20 protein-coding genes and 2 pseudogenes are annotated in these 19,042 nt (G+C 36.7%); 9 read left to right on the top strand and 13 right to left on the bottom strand.

Features of this window, described 5'->3' with window-relative positions:
• Window positions 1–454 precede the first annotated feature (454 nt).
• From RZN25_12680 to RZN25_12665, 4 genes are all read right to left on the bottom strand, one after another.
• Window positions 455–2,353, bottom strand: coding sequence for a cation-translocating P-type ATPase (locus tag RZN25_12680; protein MEQ6377671.1), 1,899 nt, complete (start codon window positions 2,351–2,353; stop codon window positions 455–457).
• A gap of 36 nt (window positions 2,354–2,389) precedes the next feature.
• Window positions 2,390–2,602, bottom strand: a complete 213-nt coding sequence (locus RZN25_12675; GenBank protein MEQ6377670.1) for a heavy-metal-associated domain-containing protein — start codon at window positions 2,600–2,602, stop codon at window positions 2,390–2,392.
• Between the two features lie 100 nt (window positions 2,603–2,702).
• Entirely contained in the window at window positions 2,703–3,389 is a 687-nt protein-coding gene (locus tag RZN25_12670; GenBank protein MEQ6377669.1) for a Crp/Fnr family transcriptional regulator, read from the bottom strand.
• 24 nt (window positions 3,390–3,413) lie between these two features.
• Entirely contained in the window at window positions 3,414–4,403 is a 990-nt protein-coding gene (locus tag RZN25_12665) for an acryloyl-CoA reductase (protein MEQ6377668.1), read from the bottom strand.
• A 563-nt stretch (window positions 4,404–4,966) separates the two neighbouring features.
• On the opposite strand from RZN25_12665, the gene RZN25_12660 reads away from it, so the two are divergent.
• Together RZN25_12660 and RZN25_12655 are read left to right on the top strand one after the other, a co-directional pair.
• Entirely contained in the window at window positions 4,967–5,320 is a 354-nt protein-coding gene (locus tag RZN25_12660; protein MEQ6377667.1) for an aminoacyl--tRNA ligase-related protein, read from the top strand.
• The gene (locus RZN25_12655; GenBank protein MEQ6377666.1) at window positions 5,292–5,561 is read left to right on the top strand and encodes a His/Gly/Thr/Pro-type tRNA ligase C-terminal domain-containing protein; all 270 of its coding nucleotides are present in this window, start codon (window positions 5,292–5,294) and stop codon (window positions 5,559–5,561) included. Before RZN25_12660 ends, RZN25_12655 begins: the two co-directional genes overlap by 29 nt.
• Window positions 5,562–5,974: 413 nt before the next feature.
• Here RZN25_12655 and RZN25_12650 read toward each other — a convergent pair whose 3' ends face one another.
• Window positions 5,975–6,562 (bottom strand): DNA-3-methyladenine glycosylase, encoded by a 588-nt coding sequence (locus RZN25_12650; GenBank protein ID MEQ6377665.1) that lies wholly within the window; start codon window positions 6,560–6,562, stop codon window positions 5,975–5,977.
• 91 nt (window positions 6,563–6,653) lie between these two features.
• Here RZN25_12650 and RZN25_12645 point away from each other — a divergent pair, with 91 nt between their 5' ends.
• From RZN25_12645 to RZN25_12635, 3 genes and pseudogenes are all read left to right on the top strand, one after another.
• Window positions 6,654–7,049 (top strand): hypothetical protein, encoded by a 396-nt coding sequence (locus RZN25_12645; protein ID MEQ6377664.1) that lies wholly within the window; start codon window positions 6,654–6,656, stop codon window positions 7,047–7,049.
• A gap of 147 nt (window positions 7,050–7,196) precedes the next feature.
• Window positions 7,197–7,886, top strand: a complete 690-nt coding sequence (locus RZN25_12640) for a response regulator transcription factor (protein ID MEQ6377663.1) — start codon at window positions 7,197–7,199, stop codon at window positions 7,884–7,886.
• A 125-nt stretch (window positions 7,887–8,011) separates the two neighbouring features.
• A pseudogene (locus RZN25_12635) lies at window positions 8,012–8,270 on the top strand (amino acid transporter).
• 381 nt (window positions 8,271–8,651) lie between these two features.
• On the opposite strand, the gene RZN25_12630 reads toward RZN25_12635, so the two are convergent.
• The 3 genes from RZN25_12630 to RZN25_12620 all read right to left on the bottom strand — a co-directional run bounded on the left by RZN25_12630 (window position 8,652) and on the right by RZN25_12620 (window position 9,408).
• The gene (locus tag RZN25_12630) at window positions 8,652–9,032 is read right to left on the bottom strand and encodes a DUF3368 domain-containing protein (protein ID MEQ6377662.1); all 381 of its coding nucleotides are present in this window, start codon (window positions 9,030–9,032) and stop codon (window positions 8,652–8,654) included.
• Window positions 9,033–9,097: 65 nt separating this feature from the next.
• Window positions 9,098–9,268 (bottom strand): hypothetical protein, encoded by a 171-nt coding sequence (locus RZN25_12625; GenBank protein MEQ6377661.1) that lies wholly within the window; start codon window positions 9,266–9,268, stop codon window positions 9,098–9,100.
• Window positions 9,269–9,270: 2 nt separating this feature from the next.
• A complete protein-coding gene (locus tag RZN25_12620) occupies window positions 9,271–9,408 on the bottom strand; it encodes a hypothetical protein (GenBank protein MEQ6377660.1) in 138 nt (45 codons plus the stop codon).
• Window positions 9,409–9,818: 410 nt separating this feature from the next.
• On the opposite strand from RZN25_12620, the gene RZN25_12615 reads away from it, so the two are divergent.
• Window positions 9,819–10,070: an AbrB/MazE/SpoVT family DNA-binding domain-containing protein gene (locus tag RZN25_12615; protein MEQ6377659.1), complete on the top strand. Its 252-nt coding sequence runs from the start codon at window positions 9,819–9,821 to the stop codon at window positions 10,068–10,070.
• Window positions 10,070–10,468, top strand: a complete 399-nt coding sequence (locus RZN25_12610) for a type II toxin-antitoxin system death-on-curing family toxin (GenBank protein MEQ6377658.1) — start codon at window positions 10,070–10,072, stop codon at window positions 10,466–10,468. Before RZN25_12615 ends, RZN25_12610 begins: the two co-directional genes overlap by 1 nt.
• 252 nt (window positions 10,469–10,720) lie before the next feature.
• Here RZN25_12610 and ltrA read toward each other — a convergent pair whose 3' ends face one another.
• The 5 genes and pseudogenes from ltrA to RZN25_12585 form a co-directional block, all read right to left on the bottom strand.
• Window positions 10,721–12,520, bottom strand: coding sequence for a group II intron reverse transcriptase/maturase (ltrA, locus tag RZN25_12605; protein ID MEQ6377657.1), 1,800 nt, complete (start codon window positions 12,518–12,520; stop codon window positions 10,721–10,723).
• 875 nt (window positions 12,521–13,395) lie between these two features.
• Window positions 13,396–13,773: a retropepsin-like aspartic protease gene (locus tag RZN25_12600; protein ID MEQ6377656.1), complete on the bottom strand. Its 378-nt coding sequence runs from the start codon at window positions 13,771–13,773 to the stop codon at window positions 13,396–13,398.
• A complete protein-coding gene (locus RZN25_12595; protein MEQ6377655.1) occupies window positions 13,770–14,018 on the bottom strand; it encodes a hypothetical protein in 249 nt (82 codons plus the stop codon). The genes RZN25_12600 and RZN25_12595 overlap by 4 nt, the downstream gene beginning before the upstream one ends.
• A 122-nt stretch (window positions 14,019–14,140) precedes the next feature.
• The gene (locus tag RZN25_12590; protein MEQ6377654.1) at window positions 14,141–14,554 is read right to left on the bottom strand and encodes a hypothetical protein; all 414 of its coding nucleotides are present in this window, start codon (window positions 14,552–14,554) and stop codon (window positions 14,141–14,143) included.
• A gap of 299 nt (window positions 14,555–14,853) precedes the next feature.
• Window positions 14,854–15,775, bottom strand: a pseudogene (locus RZN25_12585) (transposase).
• Between the two features lie 386 nt (window positions 15,776–16,161).
• Between RZN25_12585 and arsB the strand changes: the two are divergent.
• Together arsB and arsA are read left to right on the top strand one after the other, a co-directional pair.
• The gene (gene arsB / locus RZN25_12580) at window positions 16,162–17,211 is read left to right on the top strand and encodes an ACR3 family arsenite efflux transporter (GenBank protein ID MEQ6377653.1); all 1,050 of its coding nucleotides are present in this window, start codon (window positions 16,162–16,164) and stop codon (window positions 17,209–17,211) included.
• Window positions 17,212–17,263: 52 nt separating this feature from the next.
• Entirely contained in the window at window positions 17,264–19,033 is a 1,770-nt protein-coding gene (gene arsA, locus RZN25_12575; protein ID MEQ6377652.1) for an arsenical pump-driving ATPase, read from the top strand.
• The last annotated feature ends 9 nt before the right edge of the window (window positions 19,034–19,042 follow it).

Genomic DNA, 19,042 nt, shown 5'->3' with positions numbered 1-19,042 from the left:
AAAAGGATGATTTCTCCATGGAGAAATCATCCTTTTTATATTCAAGTGTAGCTGATACTTAACCATGAAAAAGAGCACTTACGCATAAATTTCAGCACCCAAATCCGAATGGTTGTATTAAATTAATGATTTTAGAGAATTTACTTATCACTTAATGAACTAATTCATCACCCAAATAGGGTCAGCGGCACTCAAGTAAGGATCGTAGCACGCATCCTTATATAACAGCACTATCCCTCCCAAAACCGTCACGCAAATCAAGGGTTTTAGCACTTAAATTTCTGAAACTGTCACCCAATGAATCAAATAATCACTCAAGCTAAAAGATTAGCACCCAACCACCACATTTAGCACCAAAACCATAAGTAATAAAATGAATGAAAAACCTCTAGCACTAAAACCAGGCACCCTTCCAAAGTACCCGGCTTTTCAACTTCAATAAAAGGACCTATCCTTATTCCTCTACATGTTGCCTTATGACTTTGCTATATGACTGAATCTCCTTCTCTTTCACCCTATATTTTAATAATCGGATGGCGTTTATGATCACGATTAAAACGCTAACCTCATGGATAAGCATACCTGATGCTAAGAAGACCGTTTTGGTAAGAACACCTATTAATAGGCTCATAACCACAACAACAGCAAACGTGATATTTTGTTTCATGTTAGTTATAGTGGCTTTGCTTATACCAATACTGTAAGGAAGTTTTTCAATTTGATCAGACATAAGAACTAAATCCGCTGTTTCCATGGCAACATCTGTTCCAGCAGCTCCCATGGCTACTCCAACATCAGCAGTTGCGAGGGCAGGAGCATCGTTTATTCCATCTCCAATCATAGCTACAGTGTAACCCTGTTCTTGTAGTTCTTTAATTGCAGTTACTTTATCTTCGGGTAGTAGGTCTGCTCGATATTCATCAACCCCAGTTTCTTCTGTAACAGTTGCTGCTGTCCTTGGGTTATCTCCCGTTAACATGATTGTTTTTTGAATTCCTGATTTCTTGATTTTTTGTATCATATCTTTTGTGTGAGGACGAACTTGGTCTGCGATGGAAATAACTCCAAGAACTTTCTCGTGATTAGTAACAAGTACAGCTGTCTGTCCTTTCTTTTCCTCGGAGACCAAGTATTCTTCCATTTCCTCAGGTATAAGAATTTGATGTTTTTTCATAAGACTACGTGTTCCTATAAAAATCTCTTCACCATCCACCTCGGCACGTACCCCATGGCCTGCTAACGATTCGAATTCTTCAGCAGATGTGAGAGGTTCTTTGATTTTCTTTTTTGCTTCCTCTACAACCGCTTTTGCCAAGTGATGTTCAGAGTGCATCTCAGCACGCGCTGATAGTTTGAGTAGCTGTTGTTCATTTATCCCATAGCTCTTTATATTAGTAACTACTGGTTTGCCAATAGTTAGTGTACCTGTTTTATCGAATACGATTGCGTTAACCTTTGCCATTTTTTCAACGTATTCGCCCCCTTTAAAGAGGATTCCTTGTTTTGCTGCATTACCAATTCCTGAAACGATGGATACTGGAGCAGAGATGACAAGAGCACCTGGGCACGATATGACAAGTAGAGTTAGAGCTAATTCAATATCCATTGTTATCAAGTAGAGGACGATTGCAAAGATAAGAATACTTGGTGTGTAGTATTTTGAGAATCTTTCTAGAAATTTTTGAGTAGGAGCCTTTGAATCTTGTGCTTCTTCTACCATTTCTAAAATCCTGCTAAAGGTTGTATCTTCCCCTACTTTTTCTGCCTTCACTTGGAGGGACCCTGTTTCAATGACGGTCCCGCTAAACACTTGATCTTCCCCGTTTTTTTCGACAGGTATTGACTCTCCGGTGATGGCCGCTTGGTTAACGGAAGCTTTCCCCTTTAAAACAGAACCATCAACAGGTATTTTTTCTCCTGGCTTAATAATGACGGTCTCTCCACGCTGTACTTCGGAAGGATCAACTTCCATCTCCATCCCATTTCTTAAAACCGTTGCTTTTTTAGGGGCTTTATCAAACAGGGATTGAATGGATGATCTTGTTTTTTCTAAAGATCTCGATTCCAGATAAGATCCAAGCATAAATAAGAAGGTGACAGCTGCAGCTTCCCAATATTCTTGGATGAAAATAGCACCTATTACCGCAACAGTTACAAGGACGTCAATTCCAAATACTTTATATCTTATCTCCTGTATCGCATTTTTTGCTATAGGATATCCTGCAATGATTGCAGCGGCAATCATCAAGCTATTACCAATAACGGGATTGACATTTAAATAGTTTGATAGAAGAGCTACAACAATAAAAATCCCAGAAAAAATCACGCGTCTTTCCTTTTGTTTTTTGTGCATTTTTTTCTTCTCCTTTTAGAGAGATAGGTCCTATCTCTAGTATGATAATACTTGATATCCTAGGTTAGTTACTGTTGACGCTAATGATGCTGGATCAGTCTTTTGTTCATCGAAAGTTACTTTTACTTTACTAGAGTGAAACTTTACCTCCACATTAGATACACCATTTACCTTAGAAACAGCTTTTTCAATCTTATGAATGCAACTTGGGCAAGTGAGTGGTTCAAGACGTAATGTTTTTGTAGTCATTTATAATTCCTCCTTTTTTTATTAACTTAAGAATACAAGGGATGGTCACTCAATTCTTTGACCGATATCAAATTTACAAAAAAAAATAACCCTTTGAAGGTTATTTTTTAGAAACGATATCATGTAAATGTTCTTCACTTAGAATCCGTATTTCTCTTTGGCCCTTTAACTCTATCCAACCGTTTTGCTGAAAGGAGGCTAACTTTCTACTTAATGTTTCCTGCGTAGTCCCAATAAGGGAAGCTAGATCACGTTTGCTAAACGATAAATGAATGGTAGAGGAATGTGTGGGTTTTAGGTGGAGAAGAATGGATGCTACTCTCTGTTCTGAGTCCTGGAGCCCCATCTGCTCAATCAATTCCTCTAATTGCTCAATGCGCTGACTGTAGGCTTCGATTATTTTCATCGCTATAGAAGGATATTTCACTAGAAATGTTTCTAATTCTTTTCTGTGAATTAAACACATATCCGTAGCCTCAAGTGCCTCTGCATTATGGGTTAAAGGCTTTTTACTAAAAAGTGAGGTCTCTCCCATAAATTCTCCGGATTCTAGAACATGGAGTAGTTGTTCTCTACCTGATTCAGACATTCGGTAAAGCTTTACCTTCCCTTTGTGAACAACAAACAGTTGCTCGGGGACATCCTCTGAAAGATAAATGACCTCTCCTTTTTTAAAATGGACATGATGAATGACAGAAGATATTTCCTGCAATTCCTCATTAGTTAGATGATTAAATATAGGAACTTTAGATACACAAAGAAGATGAGATTGTATTGGGATTTCCAATGGGCGACCCTCCTCTTCGGGATATTATAATTTCACTAAAACCCTTCCATGCATTTGTCCTTTTAATATCGAAGGAAGAAATTGTGGGAGGTCATCTAAGGTGATTTCCTGTTGAACAATATGTAAAAGCTTTTCAGGTTTTAGATCGCTTGCTAATCTTTCCCATAGAGGACTGCGGACATCCATTGGGCAGTATACGGAGTCAATTCCCAGTAAATTCACTCCTCTTAAGATGAAGGGAAAAACCGTTGCTGGCACATTTGTACCTGCTGTTAATCCTGATACTGCAACAGATCCTCCATAGTGGATTTTGCTAAGAATAGCTGCCAACTGTTCCCCTCCAACAGGGTCAATTGCTCCAGCCCAAAGTTGTTTGTCTAGTGGCTTTGTTTCTCCATCATAGACATCCTCACGTGAAATAATTTCTTTTGCCCCAATATTTTGTAAAAATTCATGCTCTGATTCCTTACCTGTGCTTGCAACAACTTCATATCCTTTTTGGGCTAACATAGCTACAGCAAGACTTCCCACTCCACCAGTGGAACCCGTAACTAAAATTTCACCTTTTTCAGGAGTTACTCCATTTTCTTCGAGCCGTTGAATGGATAGGGCAGCAGTAAAACCTGCCGTACCGTAAATCATTGATTCTTTTAGGGTGAGTCCCTTTGGAAGTGGAACGACCCATTGAGCAGGAATTTGAGCATACTCACTATATCCTCCGAAATGGGACACTCCAATTTCATAACTAGTGGCAATAACTTCGTCCCCTTCTTTAAATCGAGAATCCTTTGAACTAACAACGGTACCAGCTAAATCAATACCAGGGATAAATGGATAGCTTCTTACGATTTTCCCATTGGGAACACTGGCTAAACCATCTTTAAAATTTATGCTGGAGTATGCAACTTTAATGAAGACGTCTCCATTTGGGAGGTCGTTTTTGGTCAACTCTTTTACCTGTACAGAAAAATCCGCCTCTGTTTTATCAACCATCAGTGCGCGAAATGTTGTCATAAATATCCTCCTTTCCTTTGCTTTCATAATAGCGTATTTCCAACATTTATCCTAGGATAGTGAAAGAAATGTTTTGTTGTAAGAGTTGTTGACTTTAATTTGATTTCCACTTATAAATCATAAAAATAAATAATACGTATGCAGTGAAAAGGACATGAATCATTTTTTAGGTTCTTATTAGAGAGCAGGGTCACCGGCTGAAAGCCCTGTAAGAGACGGGAACGATTTACCACCTTGGAGCAATTGTGGGGAACGGTGTTTATCCACTTATTATCCACAATCGGGGAAACCGTTAACTTTTTAAGCAAAATGCTTTGTTTTATGCATTTTTGGAATTTGGGTGGAACCATGACCACACTCGTCCCTTGTATAGGGAGGAATGTGGTCGTGGTCTCGTTCATCGTCATGAATTGTCAGGATCCTTAAGTTAGATCTTTCACTCAAGATGATGCTCATATCTTTTCTCGTCAGGAGCAGATTGAAAGTGAGATTTAATTGATGAGTTTTATAAGAAATTCGGCTTTGATTATAAAGTTGAACTGTCGACTCGCCTAGAAGATTTTATGGGAGAGATTGAAATATGGAATAGAGCCGAGAAATCCTTAGAGAATGTATGGAAGGATAAGGGAATCTCTTGCCAGGTAAATGAAGGAGACGGTGCCTTTTATGGTCCAAAGATTGATTTTCATATATTAGATTCACTTGGCCGTAGTTGGCAATGTGGAACTGTTCAATTAGATTTTCAAATGCCAGAAAAATTTGATTGCTCTTATATTGGCGAAGATAACGAGGCTCATCGTCCGATTATGATCCATCGTGCAATATATGGATCCATCGAAAGGTTCATGGCCATATTGATTGAACATTATGAAGGGGACTTTCCACCCTGTGCAAGGGAAAATACTTCCCATAGCTGAGTCTCATGTAGGTCATGCTTATAACGTTCAACGAGAATTGATGAGCCAAGGCATTCGTGTCGAAGTGGATGACCGTTCTGAAAAAGTAGGGCTGAAAATACGTGAAGCAGATATGCAAAAGATTCCTTATATGATGGTGATTGGAGATAAGGAAATCAAGAATAATTCAATCGCCGTGAGAAGAAGGAAAAAGGGAAATCGAAGAGAAATGAATGTAGATCAGTTGGTGGAAGAATTTTGAGGTCAGTTGTAAGACGCGATGAATAGTAAGAACAATAATCATAAACAACCCGGCAATCAAATAAAATTACCGGGTTGTTTATCTAATCTAATAGTTTTTAGAGTTTGTTATTAACCATATGAAACGTATGAAGAAATATACAGAAACCTATGAAGTTACTCTCTCTATATGCTCAAACTAACTTGTCTATGCGCTACTCTTGCCTTTAATGCTCGGAATTTGAGGGGGTTATGCTCAAAAATCGAGATTTTATGCGCGGTATTTTTACGGTAATGCTCACTCTTTATCCCATATGCGCAGTATTCTCGTTTTATGCTCAAAGTATCAAGCGAATGCTCAACCCCCAATACACCCCTCAACCCCCAATACACCCCTCAACCCCCAGCTCCTCAACTCTAAACAAAAAACATTTATTATCTCGAAATAAATGAGTTTCCAGTAATCCAAAACCTCCAAGGATAGTGCTGTGCTTCTCCCGAATTTCCGATGCCAATACGAGGCCCCGATGAAATCTCGTGTGGTTTTTCTCCCTCAGCGATATAGAGGGATGATTCATAAAATTTATTTCCGTAGTCTTCCATAGTTATTCCCATAGCTTTTGTTAATTTTCCAGGACCACTTGTCAGATCTGTTTTCTTCTTATCTTTTCCTCTCCGTTGATACATAAGCTCAATCCCCTGTATTGGCTCAACGGCTCGAATTAAGATAGCTTCTGGTTGCTCAATAGGAGCACTGACAACATTGACAAGGCAATGGGTATGCATTTGATAGGTATATACTAAACCAGGTTCACCAAACATAATCTCGGTTCTTTTTGTTCTTCGATTCCCATAACTATGAGCGGCACGGTCCATGGGTCCTTTATATGCTTCTGTTTCCACAATCCATCCAGCAGTAGTTCCTTCTTTAGTTTCCTTTACTAGAATTTTTCCTAATAAATCCTGAGCTAATACTAGCGTTTCTTGTTGAAAGAAAGAAGATGGCATCGGATTCCATTTCATAATATCACCTCAAAACTAAACAATGAGCGACAAGCACAGGAGCCTCCCTAAATCATATACTGTTACAAGTACTATATAAGGAGGTTTTCCAGTGTACAACCCATATGATTGGCAAAGATTTAATCCTTATCCCAACATTCCCCCTGTTTATAACTCATATCCTATGAATGGGATATATTCTTATAGACCCCAATTCCCAGAAGTGGATCCGACACTCTTTAATGAATCGGCTATAGAGATGCAAAAACTCTTAAAGGATGCTAGTGTCATTTTGGATAGACTTGCTCAATCAAAATCCTTTGCCCAAAAAGTTATGTCAGCGGCTCAGGAGTCTCAGCAGAAGGAAGTGGAACGTTTGATTGAATCAACAGGAGTGAAGTCAAAAGTAAAAACTACATTTAATCCTGATGGTATTCATCTTCTGTTATCCTCCTCCGTAGAAGCGGGAGAGTGTTGTAAATTAAGTATTTTATTACGCTGGAAATGAATTTGAATACAGAAGTGGAGTAGAAGTAATTTCTACTCTTTTCTTATTTAAAACGTTCCTTCTTTACCTTTCTTTTACAATCCCTTAATTATTGGTTAACAATACAAAAGTAATATGGATATATAAAAATAGAGTGGGAGAGGTTCGATGAACGAAAAAATTTTAGTAGTTGATGATGAACCTTCAATTGTAGAATTGCTCGATTTTAATTTAACAAAGGCTGGTTTTCAGGTGGTTAGGGCAATGGATGGGGAAGAAGCCATTCGCTCCGTTTATGTTCACCGCCCAACTCTAATGGTCTTAGATATGATGTTACCTAAAAAAGATGGAATCGAAGTTTGTAAAGAGTTGAGATTCAGAAATGAAAATGTTGCTATTCTTATGTTGACCGCTAAGGATGAGGAGTTTGATAAGGTATTGAGTTTGGAGCTTGGAGCCGATGATTATATGACCAAGCCCTTTAGTGTACCTGAACTTGTTGCAAGAATAAAAGCTATTATTCGAAGAAGGAACACATCCGGAATAAAAGAATATGAGCATAAAGATCAATTAGGTTCTGTTGAAATTTTCCACGAACAACATGATGCGTTTGTGGGAAAATCTAAGCTTGAATTAACATTAAAAGAATTTGAATTAATTTCTTATTTTGCTAGAAACAAGGGAAAATTAGTAACTCGTGATCAAATTTTTCAAGACGTATGGGGATATGAGTTTGGAGTGGACTCTAGAAATTTAGATGTTCATATAAGTCGTCTAAGAGAAAAAATTGGTAGACATGATCCTGATTTTCATCATATTAAAACGATAAGGGGACTTGGGTATAAAATAGAGATGTAACGACTTTTATATGATAAAATATAGCATCAACGCAATTAGGGAGAAATAAAAATGGTCGCTGCGCTTTTGCATGGTTTTATTTTAGCCTTAGGTTTAATTTAGCCACTAGGTGCTCAATTGTTTTTGCAATGTCTGTTTCTCTTTTAAGCTCTCACGCGCTATATTAGAAACAATTGGGGTAATTGGAACAAGCTCCCTGGTGTGCTCAGGAGCAAAGAAAGTCATGTATCTTGGCTTTGGTTTATTGGTCTGGCTATTGTAGGTCGAGTGATTGGAAATCTAGTTGGAAAAGGGAAACTACTCCTTCTAATAAACAAGATTTCGGCGATCATCATTTGGGCAGTCGCTATCTACATATTGGTACAACTATTGCATTCGATTTAACTGTTAAAATGCTCCACTCCCATTTTTTATTAAGAAGGGAAGATTAATAATAAATGAGGGTAAAAGGAGCATGTTCATGGTTCAAAAAGATAAGAGTCAAAATGAACATAATGAGCAGCCTAGTTTGGGTTAACAGGTTCAGTTTCGGGAGAGAGAAACACTAATCACAATAGTAATAACATGATGATTAGCATACATTCCGAACTATAATTCACAGTATAAATAAACTAAAGCGCCCCCTTTACTTTAAGTGATAGGTTTCACAAATTATAATTACTTTTAACAAAATAAGCCCAGTAAACATTACTGGACATTAATCATTACCACATTGTTTATTAGGTCCCACAAAAATAGAATTTACACAGTGTCTTTGTTTTGCACTTAGATTTCTCCAACTTCCTTTAATACTAGTTTTATCATTTTTTTAGACATTCGAAACTTTTTCAATACTAGTAATTCAATGAATGGCTTAATTTCATTTATCTTTTCTTTTTGTTTTGCCAATTTCAAAATACCAATAAGCCCTAAGGGTCTGAGCATCAATGCTTCAGCAAAATTCCTTGCTGACTTTTCATCTATAATTACAATACTTGTATTAAGTTCTTTAGCTCCCACGATTACCTCTAATTCCCCTTTATGCAAACGTCCATATGATTTCATTACAAATTCTTGGTCTTTTACCTCATAAACCTCAATATACCCTTTTTTCACATCATTTTTTAACTCATGTTTTCCAATTGCTTGTTCACTGCATTTATGCACAACTTCCCTATATACTTCTTGTGTCAAGACAACCGATTATAGAAAGACCAATAATAGGACTAGTATTACATATTGCTTTCATTATCTTTACCAACTTCGTTTAAGATATATTTAATTGTTTCGTCATCTTGCTTTTTATGTTCCTCTGAATATTTACCCCAGTGAATATTGTGATCAATTAAAATCTGAATAAAGTCAGATATACTTTTACCACTTAACTCTGCTGCTCGTGCCAAAGTTAATTTTCTTGCCGAAACAAATACATGACTAACGATATATTGACATCTTCATCAACAGAATTCACGTTTTCCCCTTTTAAAAAAGGCAGGAATTCAGGGTTTATACCAACTTTCGCTTTAGATTCCTCCATTGCCATTAATATCATTCCTCTCGTCTAAATCATTATCTATATTATGGAGTCCCCAAAAAGGAGGTTTTCTAAAAATAATGCTTAGATACCACGAGATGGTGTAGGCTGATTAACACATCTCATACTATATGTGGTGTCGGATGTAAGTAAGTGACATTTTTGGGAGTGAACCATATTATAACATTTCACATTAACTACTGGTGTATCTTAATTACTTTGGATTAGTCCCATTCTTGGTTATAAAGTTAAGATTAATCAGTGATTATCTTCTCTCTTTCACGTTTAGAACGCTTATAACAGAACTTGTCGTGCGGCACCCTTTACTTCAAGTGTACCATTCACGTACTATCATATTTTTTAAAGATCACTTTTATATGTTATAATCGTTATAACAATTATAATGGGGATGTGATCTTTTGGAACAATTCGAAAGAAAAGTGACTAAGATTGGAAATAGTTTTGGAATCACTCTTCCTACTGAATTACTTAAACAAGTTGGCTTAGCACAAGGAGATGATGTCCAAGTTGAAGTGAAGGATGGGAAAATTGTTTTGAGAAAAAAAGAACAGGTAACACTTCCTGAAGGTGTCGATGCAAAATTCATGGATATTTTAAATAATGTCATTAATGAGCATGACAAAGCGTTTAAAGGGTTAGTGAACAGATAATGGATGAAGTCATCTATCTTACAACAAACCAAGTCATTGCTATTAATACAGTACAAATTCGTCTATATTCCCCAGATGAACCTTTAGGAGTAAAAGATCCAAACCTACTTGATTCAGCTATTAACCGACCAAAACAGTCAGTCTTAGGTAGTGATGCGTACCCATCTATTTACGAAAAGGCAGCCGCACTTTTTGAGTCAATTGCTAAGAACCATGCCTTTCATAATGCGAATAAGCGAACAGCCCTTGCTTCATTAATTGTCTTTTTGAAAATAAACCATTATCAATGGAAAATGGGAATTGAAGAGGAACAAGACTTTACTGTTGATGTCGTAAATCATAAATACAAGTTTGAAGAAATTGTTTCAACAATAAAAAGTCATACAGAAAAACTGTAACATCCATTCTCACGTTTGTTTAAGAATGGATGAACCACTTTCTTCGGCAATATGTTCCGTTAATGCTGCTAATATTGATTGTATTTAAAAACTTTTTGTTTCTTTTTAACCAAAATACTCGCCTACCTTGTTGTAGATGTGCATCCGTTACTTTAATAGCAATAGGTAAGACTTTGATGCAATCTCCATCTTTTCCCCTGCCCCACACCCAACGTGCGGCTTTCACCGCATTAGGCGTTCCATCTTATTCTTTTAAACTAAAGTAACTAAATTACAAACTTTACGAAATTGGTTTAGCTTCTTCAATTGTTTTCCATCTAATTGAAGAATGTTCCTATATCGTTCAATCGTCTTTTCACTTGTAGCATGGATTAATCTATGGACATCTTTATGTACGATGACAAGATTATTAAATTCATCTGTACCTCCCATATGTCGGGGTATCTTATGATGACAGTGTACCTGATTAGATATTAAAAATTCCCCTGTTACTGCACATTTACCTAATTGCATTGAGTACCTTGAAATTCTGTTATCTGCATTTTCTAAATTGTCCTTACCGTAGGGTATTTGTAACATTTTGTTAATTTCTATGGCAACGTCGGCTCTAAGATTTTGATGAAGTTTAAGTCTTCCTTCTTTTGTATAATTACATATATCTTGACTGAAGTTCATGGCATTCCTTGTTTGAATGTCTCCTAAAGGAAATAAATATGCACCAGCAATTTTATATGTTCTGAAATTATTCTTATGAAGTTTCTTGTATGTATCTGATGGCTTAATAGGTTTTCCATATTTGCCAATTGGCTTTAGACGATTATACATGGTTTTCAATAGAAGATAGGATATTTTTCCAAAATCTATATTAATATGAGTCGCAACCTTGAAGTAGTTTTTTATTCCGAGAATATAAGCGTTATAATCCATGACAGTATGTGGCGTTGGCTTATTTTGGATTTTGCGAATTAAACATCTAAGTTTTTCTAGTATATTTTTCATCTTTTTATCCATAACGTGTGTGTTGGCTACATACTTATTACGCTTAGCTACTGCTTTGAGAGAAAAACCTAGAAAATCAGATTTTCTCTTTCTAAGATTAGTAATCGCTGATTTCTCAGTTGATATATCAAGGTTTAATTGATTCTTTAGGTATCCTTTGGTGGCATGGTATATCTTGATAGCTAACTTAGGGGAATTCGTGAAAATCTTGAAATCATCTGCATATCTGACGATATACATTTGTTTGAGATTCGTTCTCTTTAACGCCCTTAATTTACCGCAAGGTGTATAAGTTTGTTTTGTTTTTAAGCATTCCCATTGGTTAGCTATCCACCAATCTAAATCATTTAAAACAATGTTTGATAAAAGAGGAGATAATATTCCCCCTTGCGGGGTTCCTTTAGTTGGAACACCTACGCCTTTTATTGGTGCTTTTAGCATTTTCGAGACAATCGTTAAAACTCTTTTGTCCCGTATGCCTATACTGTACATTTGTTTAATTAACTTTGAATGGTTCACGTTGTCAAAGAAACCTTGTATATCAATGTCTACTACATGATGCAACTTCACATTATTGACTAAGAACTGACATCTAGCCATTACATGATGAGTTGACCTATTTGGTCTAAAACCATATGAATGGTGATAAAATTTAGCTTCACATATTGGCTCTAATACTTGTTTGAACATCTGTTGAATTAATCTATCTCTCATAGTTGGAATTCCTAATGGGCGTTTCTTGCCACTAGGTTTTGGTATCTCAACCCTTCGTACCGTTTGAGGTTTATAATTCTGTAATGTTTTTCGGATTTCCTCGATAAATTCATCAGCGTTTTCAATCTTGTATTGGTCAATCGTGATGCCGTCAGTTCCAGCTGTTTTTGAACCTGTATTCGCTTTAATGTTCCGAAAGGCTAATAAGATATTGTCTTTTGATATGATATGTTCATATAGCCTTAAACCCTTTGTAGCATTGTTTTTACTTCGCTCATAAAGGTCATCAAATATGTCTTGCATACCGTAATATTCTGCATGTCGTAAAGCTGTACTCACCGATGGATTGTTTCTCCTTCCTTGCGGAAAATCCCATCATCTTACTCGACCATGTGAGTTTCATTTAGTTATGTTAGTTTTCAAAGAGAAGACTTGGGACTATCCCTCCACGTTCGTTACACGCTTCAACGGTACTGTGTCCCTACTTTCGCAAGAATAAAGTCACTTCGATAAATAATTATCTTATAGACACCATCCCGATAGTAGTCGTTTAATAGTAGATGTTTCTTACTTACAACGTTCCGATTAACCTAGCTTTACATATATCCGTAGGTGCTCACTTTAAGCCTGCCAACCTATATCCTCATTTGTTAGATATCCCGAAGTTCCTATACACTACTCGTACTTTTCGGTGTTTGACACTGCGTTCGCAGCATACGCCTTTCGAGCGTATTAGTTTCTAGACCCGTACATCCGCAAGTTCGTCAGTCCAATTGGACATTCTCACCGTAGATATTTTGTAGCATCCCGGCCTATCACAAACCATATTCTAGGTAAGCAACTTAGGTTCATTTCAGCCGACTTTACCTAGCTTCATACACATTCTAACTACTATCATTATGTGCATGTAGGAGGATCAGATAACTCGTTTCAGCTCAACATGACGGCTTTCATTCCAAGTTTCAGTTAATTAGTTGTAATTGCTTAATAGCAATTCTCCTATTTCGTGTTTTGGCACTTATAAGGAAACGTTTCGCGCAGTACATTACTTCACAATATCATTGTTTTAAAAAATAACATCATAGCATTAATCCCAAGCTATGATGTATATTGGCTTATATATTTTTATGATTCCTAGCACCGTGAAAATTTGAATCGCATCTATTGGATTTCGATTAGAGAAGAACAGTTGTTGCTTCAATAGATCCGCAATATTAATTTTGGAGTAATTCTAATTTTCCTAAATCAATAATGAACTGTCCATTCATTAATATATCGAGTCCTATTAGACCATTGATTCCCCAATCAGATATATTCCCAAAATCTAACTTCATATCAGGAATTTCATAATTATCCAGCTTAATGAAATCAACTGTTTTTCGGAAAGAATACTCTTCACCGCCAATTCCATAAGAACTTACAAGAGGATCCCCATTCTCAAAGTATATGCCTATCTCGTCAACAATATCAGATGAAATAAGAGTATGAGCTGCACCTGTATCAATTACAAGTTTATCAATTGTTTTTCTTTGTCCTTTGTAAGAAATCTTCATTTCAACTTCTAGTAGATGACTCACAAAGTCTAACTTCATAATCGCATACCTCTTAAACCTATTGCTCTTCTCATCTCGATTACTATTTCTTCAGCACCTGTATGATAAACAATAGTATCACCCTTAGATTTGAGTAACTCTTTAGTAGCTAATTTAGGATCTTCAATTACATTAATTAACGCAACATCAGTTACAATCTTTTTATCATCTTCTAGGTAAAAGTCAAGGATGTTAATTTTAACATATTGGTTTGGGTACATACTCCTAACTTCTGACCACTTCATAACATGCTCCACCCCTTTTACTCTTTACCAATATTATATCACCGATATTTCTAACTATCATGTTTTATAACACCTAGATTGAAGTGTCGTTATTGTGCTAATGCACCCGTTAGTGAAAGATGTTAAGCCTCTTCTTGATATAAATTAAATCTAAGTGGAGTATGGTTCATTGGAACTTTGAATTCATCAAGATTTTCTATTTCATTAAAAAAGTCATCTATATCACCATCTGTGTCAAAATACCATTCAGATGCTTCTAATTTCTTTAACTCCTTAATCGGTTCAAAAACGAATTCACAATGTAATTGTTGAATATCACCATTTCCATCAGTGAATTGTCTAACAAAATCATAATAAAATAGTTTTTCACCTGTGAAGTCATACACCCCACACTGAAATAATATGGCTTTTTCTTCTTCACCTACAACAGTTTCTTTTGCAAATGACTTAAACTCTTCCCATATTTTTTGAACATCATTTGTGATTTCACCAGTTCTATTTTTGAGGTGGCTTTCAGCATTAGCAATTGTAATCATAACCTACATCTCCAATCAGAAAAAATCATTAAAGGTTAGTATGCCCGATATGGATTCTTAAATTATTCTGCCTGTTAGTTGAACAAGCCTGTGCTGTTCTTCTATCTATATTTTAACATATAATACCAGAAAACTTTTCTCAAAAATAGAACAAATCATTATTAGTAGCACATATTACAGTTAAAATAACATTGTTTTTAACAAGCGTTTTAACACGCAAATTTCACGTTGTACATAAATCTATGTTTCTTTGCTAAATAGGGTCTGCTGAACGATTCACTAAACAGCCCATTTAATTTCTACACAACAATTGAAAAAATAATAAAAAGAAGGCGTAGCTTATGCTCCAGGTTCATAACCAGTAATTGTAGGGAAATTACTGTTTAACTTGTTTGTTGAAATAAGCCCCATTCCATAGCGACGTTTACCTTCTCCAAATTTCCCTTCCACTGAGTTGCGTTCCGATGCATCCTGTTTGGCCAGTTGTTTTAATTGTTTTGCATTTGCCTTTGTTGGGCGACCAAGAGCGGGGCCACTAAGGCGGATTCCCTTTTTTGCGCAAAATTCCCGATTTTCACGATTGCGATAGATTTGATCAGCCAATATGGCTTCTGGATAGTGTCCGAAACGTCTTTTGAAATTCTCGGCCGATTCTTGTAATGTGATGCCTTCATTGTAATTATCCCAATCTAGCTTCTCCACTAGGGTATAGCCATTAACAAGACTGATGGAAATTCTGTACCAGCCTTTGCCTTGCCACGTACAATGGGACGTACGTGTGGCTGTGATATGCTGACAATTTTCGGCTTTCTCTAACCATTTCATCCAACGATCCTACTCGTTAACTTTCTTGATGATATCAGCACCCAGACGCTTACGAAAATGGGTCATCATGGATGGATCAAAGGGTACCTCTTCCCGAAATTCGGGAAAACCTAAGAAGTATTGAAGATATGGGTTCTCCATAATTTCCTCCACTGTTTCTCGATCACTGGTACCCTTTCGTTGTTGTATGTATAGCGCACCAAGCGCGACGCGTACATTAAGAGCCAGTTGGCCGCGGGATGATTGCTTTATAGTTTTGGCATATTCCTCTTCAACTTTCCGCCAAGGAATGAGGTTAGCCAAAGTAACCCAACGGTTATTTATATTTAACTTTCCTCTAAACGGCAAGAAAGAATCATCTGGTAGAATTAATTGGTTTTCAGTCATTTTATACATGAAATAATACCTCCAAGTGCAAGGGTTATTTAATACATTTTAAAGAAATCCTTACACTTATATTCGACAAAATGTGTTGAAAACCCTTGTAAATAGTGGATTTTATATTTATTGAGCAGACCCTAAATAGGTTGCGATTTCTTATGTTAAGTTAGGTGTTAATAGGAAATAAATGTTGTTATTTCAATAAAAATAGGAGTGCGAAACGCTATTCGATTTGTACTCCTATTTGGTATATTATTTACTGTTTTCTCTCCTAGAGCTGACCCCGTTAAGTTTGGGTTGCTTCTTTTTTTTGTTGCAATAAATATAAATGATTGATTATATAAGCAGATGATTATATAATGAGTTTGTAATAAATATTTGATTGAGAGAGGTCGAGTATCATGAACGGAATTAGTTTTTTTGAAAAATATTTAACGGTTTGGGTTGCTCTTTGTATTGTGATTGGCATCTTAGTTGGTCAGTTTCTTCCTATCATCCCCGATGTATTAAGCCGTTTTGAATATGCATCAGTTTCTATCCCTGTGGCCATTTTAATTTGGTTTATGATTTACCCTATGATGGCTAAGATAGACTTTTCAAGTATTATGGATGCCGGAAAGAAACCAAAGGGACTCATTATTACACTTGTTGTCAACTGGCTGATTAAGCCTTTTACTATGTTTTTCTTTGCTTGGTTCTTTTTTAGAGTGGTATACCAATCGTTCCTACCAAGTGCCATGGCAACTGAATATATTGCCGGAGCGGTTCTGCTAGGGGCAGCCCCTTGTACAGCTATGGTTTTTGTTTGGAGCCTTTTAACAAAGGGCAACGCTGCTTATACTCTAGTTCAAGTATCAGTAAATGATCTAATCATGATTTTTGCTTATGGACCTATTGTGATGCTCTTATTACGAATTAATGAAGTAATTGTCCCACTAGATACGATCCTGCTTTCCGTCTTTCTCTTTATCGTAATTCCACTATTGGCAGGCTACATCTCACGTGTATGGTTGATCAGTAAGAGAGGTAAAGATTGGTTTGAAAATACTTATTTAAAGCAAGCTAGCAGATTTACGATCATTGGACTTCTTTTAACGTTAATCTTGATCTTTTCTTTTCAAGGAGATGTTATTTTAGAAAACCCTATTCATATTGGACTTATTGCAATTCCATTAATCATTCAAACATTATTTATTTTTGTAATAGCTTATTTTTGGGCGAAGGTATGGAAAATTGAGCATAGTGTGGCAGCTCCTGCTGCTATGATTGGAACAAGTAACTTTTTTGAACTAGCTGTAGCTGTAGCTATTGCTTTGTTTGGTCTTAATTCAGGGGCGACATTGGCTACTGTTGTGGGTGTCCTTGTGGAAGTTCCTTTAATGCTTTTACTTGTCAAAATTGCAAATAACACAAGGCATTGGTTTCCTGAAAGTGAATTAGTTAAAAATTAATAAGAGGGTATATCTGTTGTATCCTCGAAATAAGATATCTGGAGGAATCAATATGGAACGGTTAAAACCAGAGATGATTACAAATACTCGTCATTTGTTTTTTACAGGGAAGGGCGGGGTTGGAAAAACATCAACTGCTTGCGCGACAGCAGTTGCTTTAGCCAATGTGGGAAAACGAGTATTAATCGTTAGTACGGATCCAGCTTCAAATTTACAGGATGTATTTGAAGTAGAACTTCATAATCATCCTACCCAAATTGAATCTGTACCAGGATTATATGCAGCAAATTTGGATCCCGAAGAGGCTGCCAGTGAGTATCGGGAGAAGCTGATAGGACCTTATCGTGGGAAATTACCACAAGCAGCTATACAAAATATGGAGGAACAGCTTTCAGGAGCTTGTACCGTAGAAATTGCTGCGTTTGATGAATTCACCCAACTTCTCGTGGATGAGGAGTTAACACAGGATTTTGACCACATTATTTTTGATACAGCACCCACTGGACATACATTAAGATTATTACAACTCCCAACAGCATGGGACTCCTTTTTAAAGGAAAGCACACATGGTGCATCTTGTTTAGGACCGTTAGCTGGTTTAGATCAGAAAAAAGCATTATATGAAAAAACGGTTCAGGCATTAGCTAACCCAATGGAAACATTACTTGTTCTTGTTGCCAGACCGGATCACTCATCTTTAGCAGAGGCAAAAAGAGCATCGAGTGAATTAAAAGAAGTTGGAATAAAAAACCAGTCATTAGTGATAAATGGTTTGTTTGAAAGAAAGTCAGATGACCCTATTGCTATTCAGATTGAGGATAAGCAAACGGATGCACTTAACGGAATTTATGATCTTTTTACAAACACTAAAACCTACTATTTGCCACTGGTACCCTATAATTTAACGGGTATCGAGGCGTTGAACAAATTTTTTAATGAAACGATTAGTAATCCTTCTCAAAGCATAAATACAAAACTTCCCGAAAGCATTCCATCGATTAAAGCTGTTATAGATCAGCTTAGTCTAAAGGACCGCGGTGTATTTATGACTATGGGAAAGGGAGGGGTTGGAAAAACAACCATTGCTGCTGCTGTAGCCGTTGGATTGGCAGAAAAAGGTCACCGAGTTCACCTTACAACGACGGATCCAGCTGCACATTTAACTCATGTTCTGAACCAAGAGGTAAACCTGGATACGTTAACTGTAAGCAGAATTGATCCCAAACAGGTAGTAGCTGACTATAAACAAAAAGTTCTTTCTCAATTAGATGAGGAACTTACAGAAGAAGAAATAGCTTATGTGAAAGAGGATTTAGAATCTCCTTGTACGGAAGAGATTGCTGTTTTCCAAGCTTTTGCTGAAGTTGTTCATCGAGTGGAAGAAGCAGCTTTTGTAATTATTGATACAGCACCAACGGGACATACTCTTTTGCTTTTAGATTCTGCTGAAACCTACCATAGAGAAGTGCAACGAACTACAGGAAGTATCCCGGAGTCTGCCCAAGCCCTCATTCCGAGGTTGCGTGATCCTAAACAAACTTTTGTTGCCATTGTAACTTTACCAGAAGCAACGCCTGTCCATGAGGCTAGAAGACTTCAAGAGGATTTACGTAGAGCAGAGATTGAACCTAGTTGGTGGATTATTAATCAAAGCTTCTTAGCTACCCAAACGACAGACCCCATCCTTCAAGGAAGAGCTTCTTCTGAAATTCAATGGATTCAGATGGTTCGGGAAAAGCTAGCTTCGAATACAATCATTGTTCCTTGGCAGTCAGAAGATGTTGTTGGAATAGAGCAATTATTAAAATTAGGGGTTCAATAGGGGGGATAT

The organism is Bacillaceae bacterium S4-13-56 (genome assembly GCA_040191315.1).
Taxonomy (GTDB): Bacteria; Bacillota; Bacilli; order Bacillales; family JAWJLM01; genus JAWJLM01.
This window is presented reverse-complemented; position numbering and strand designations above follow the sequence as displayed.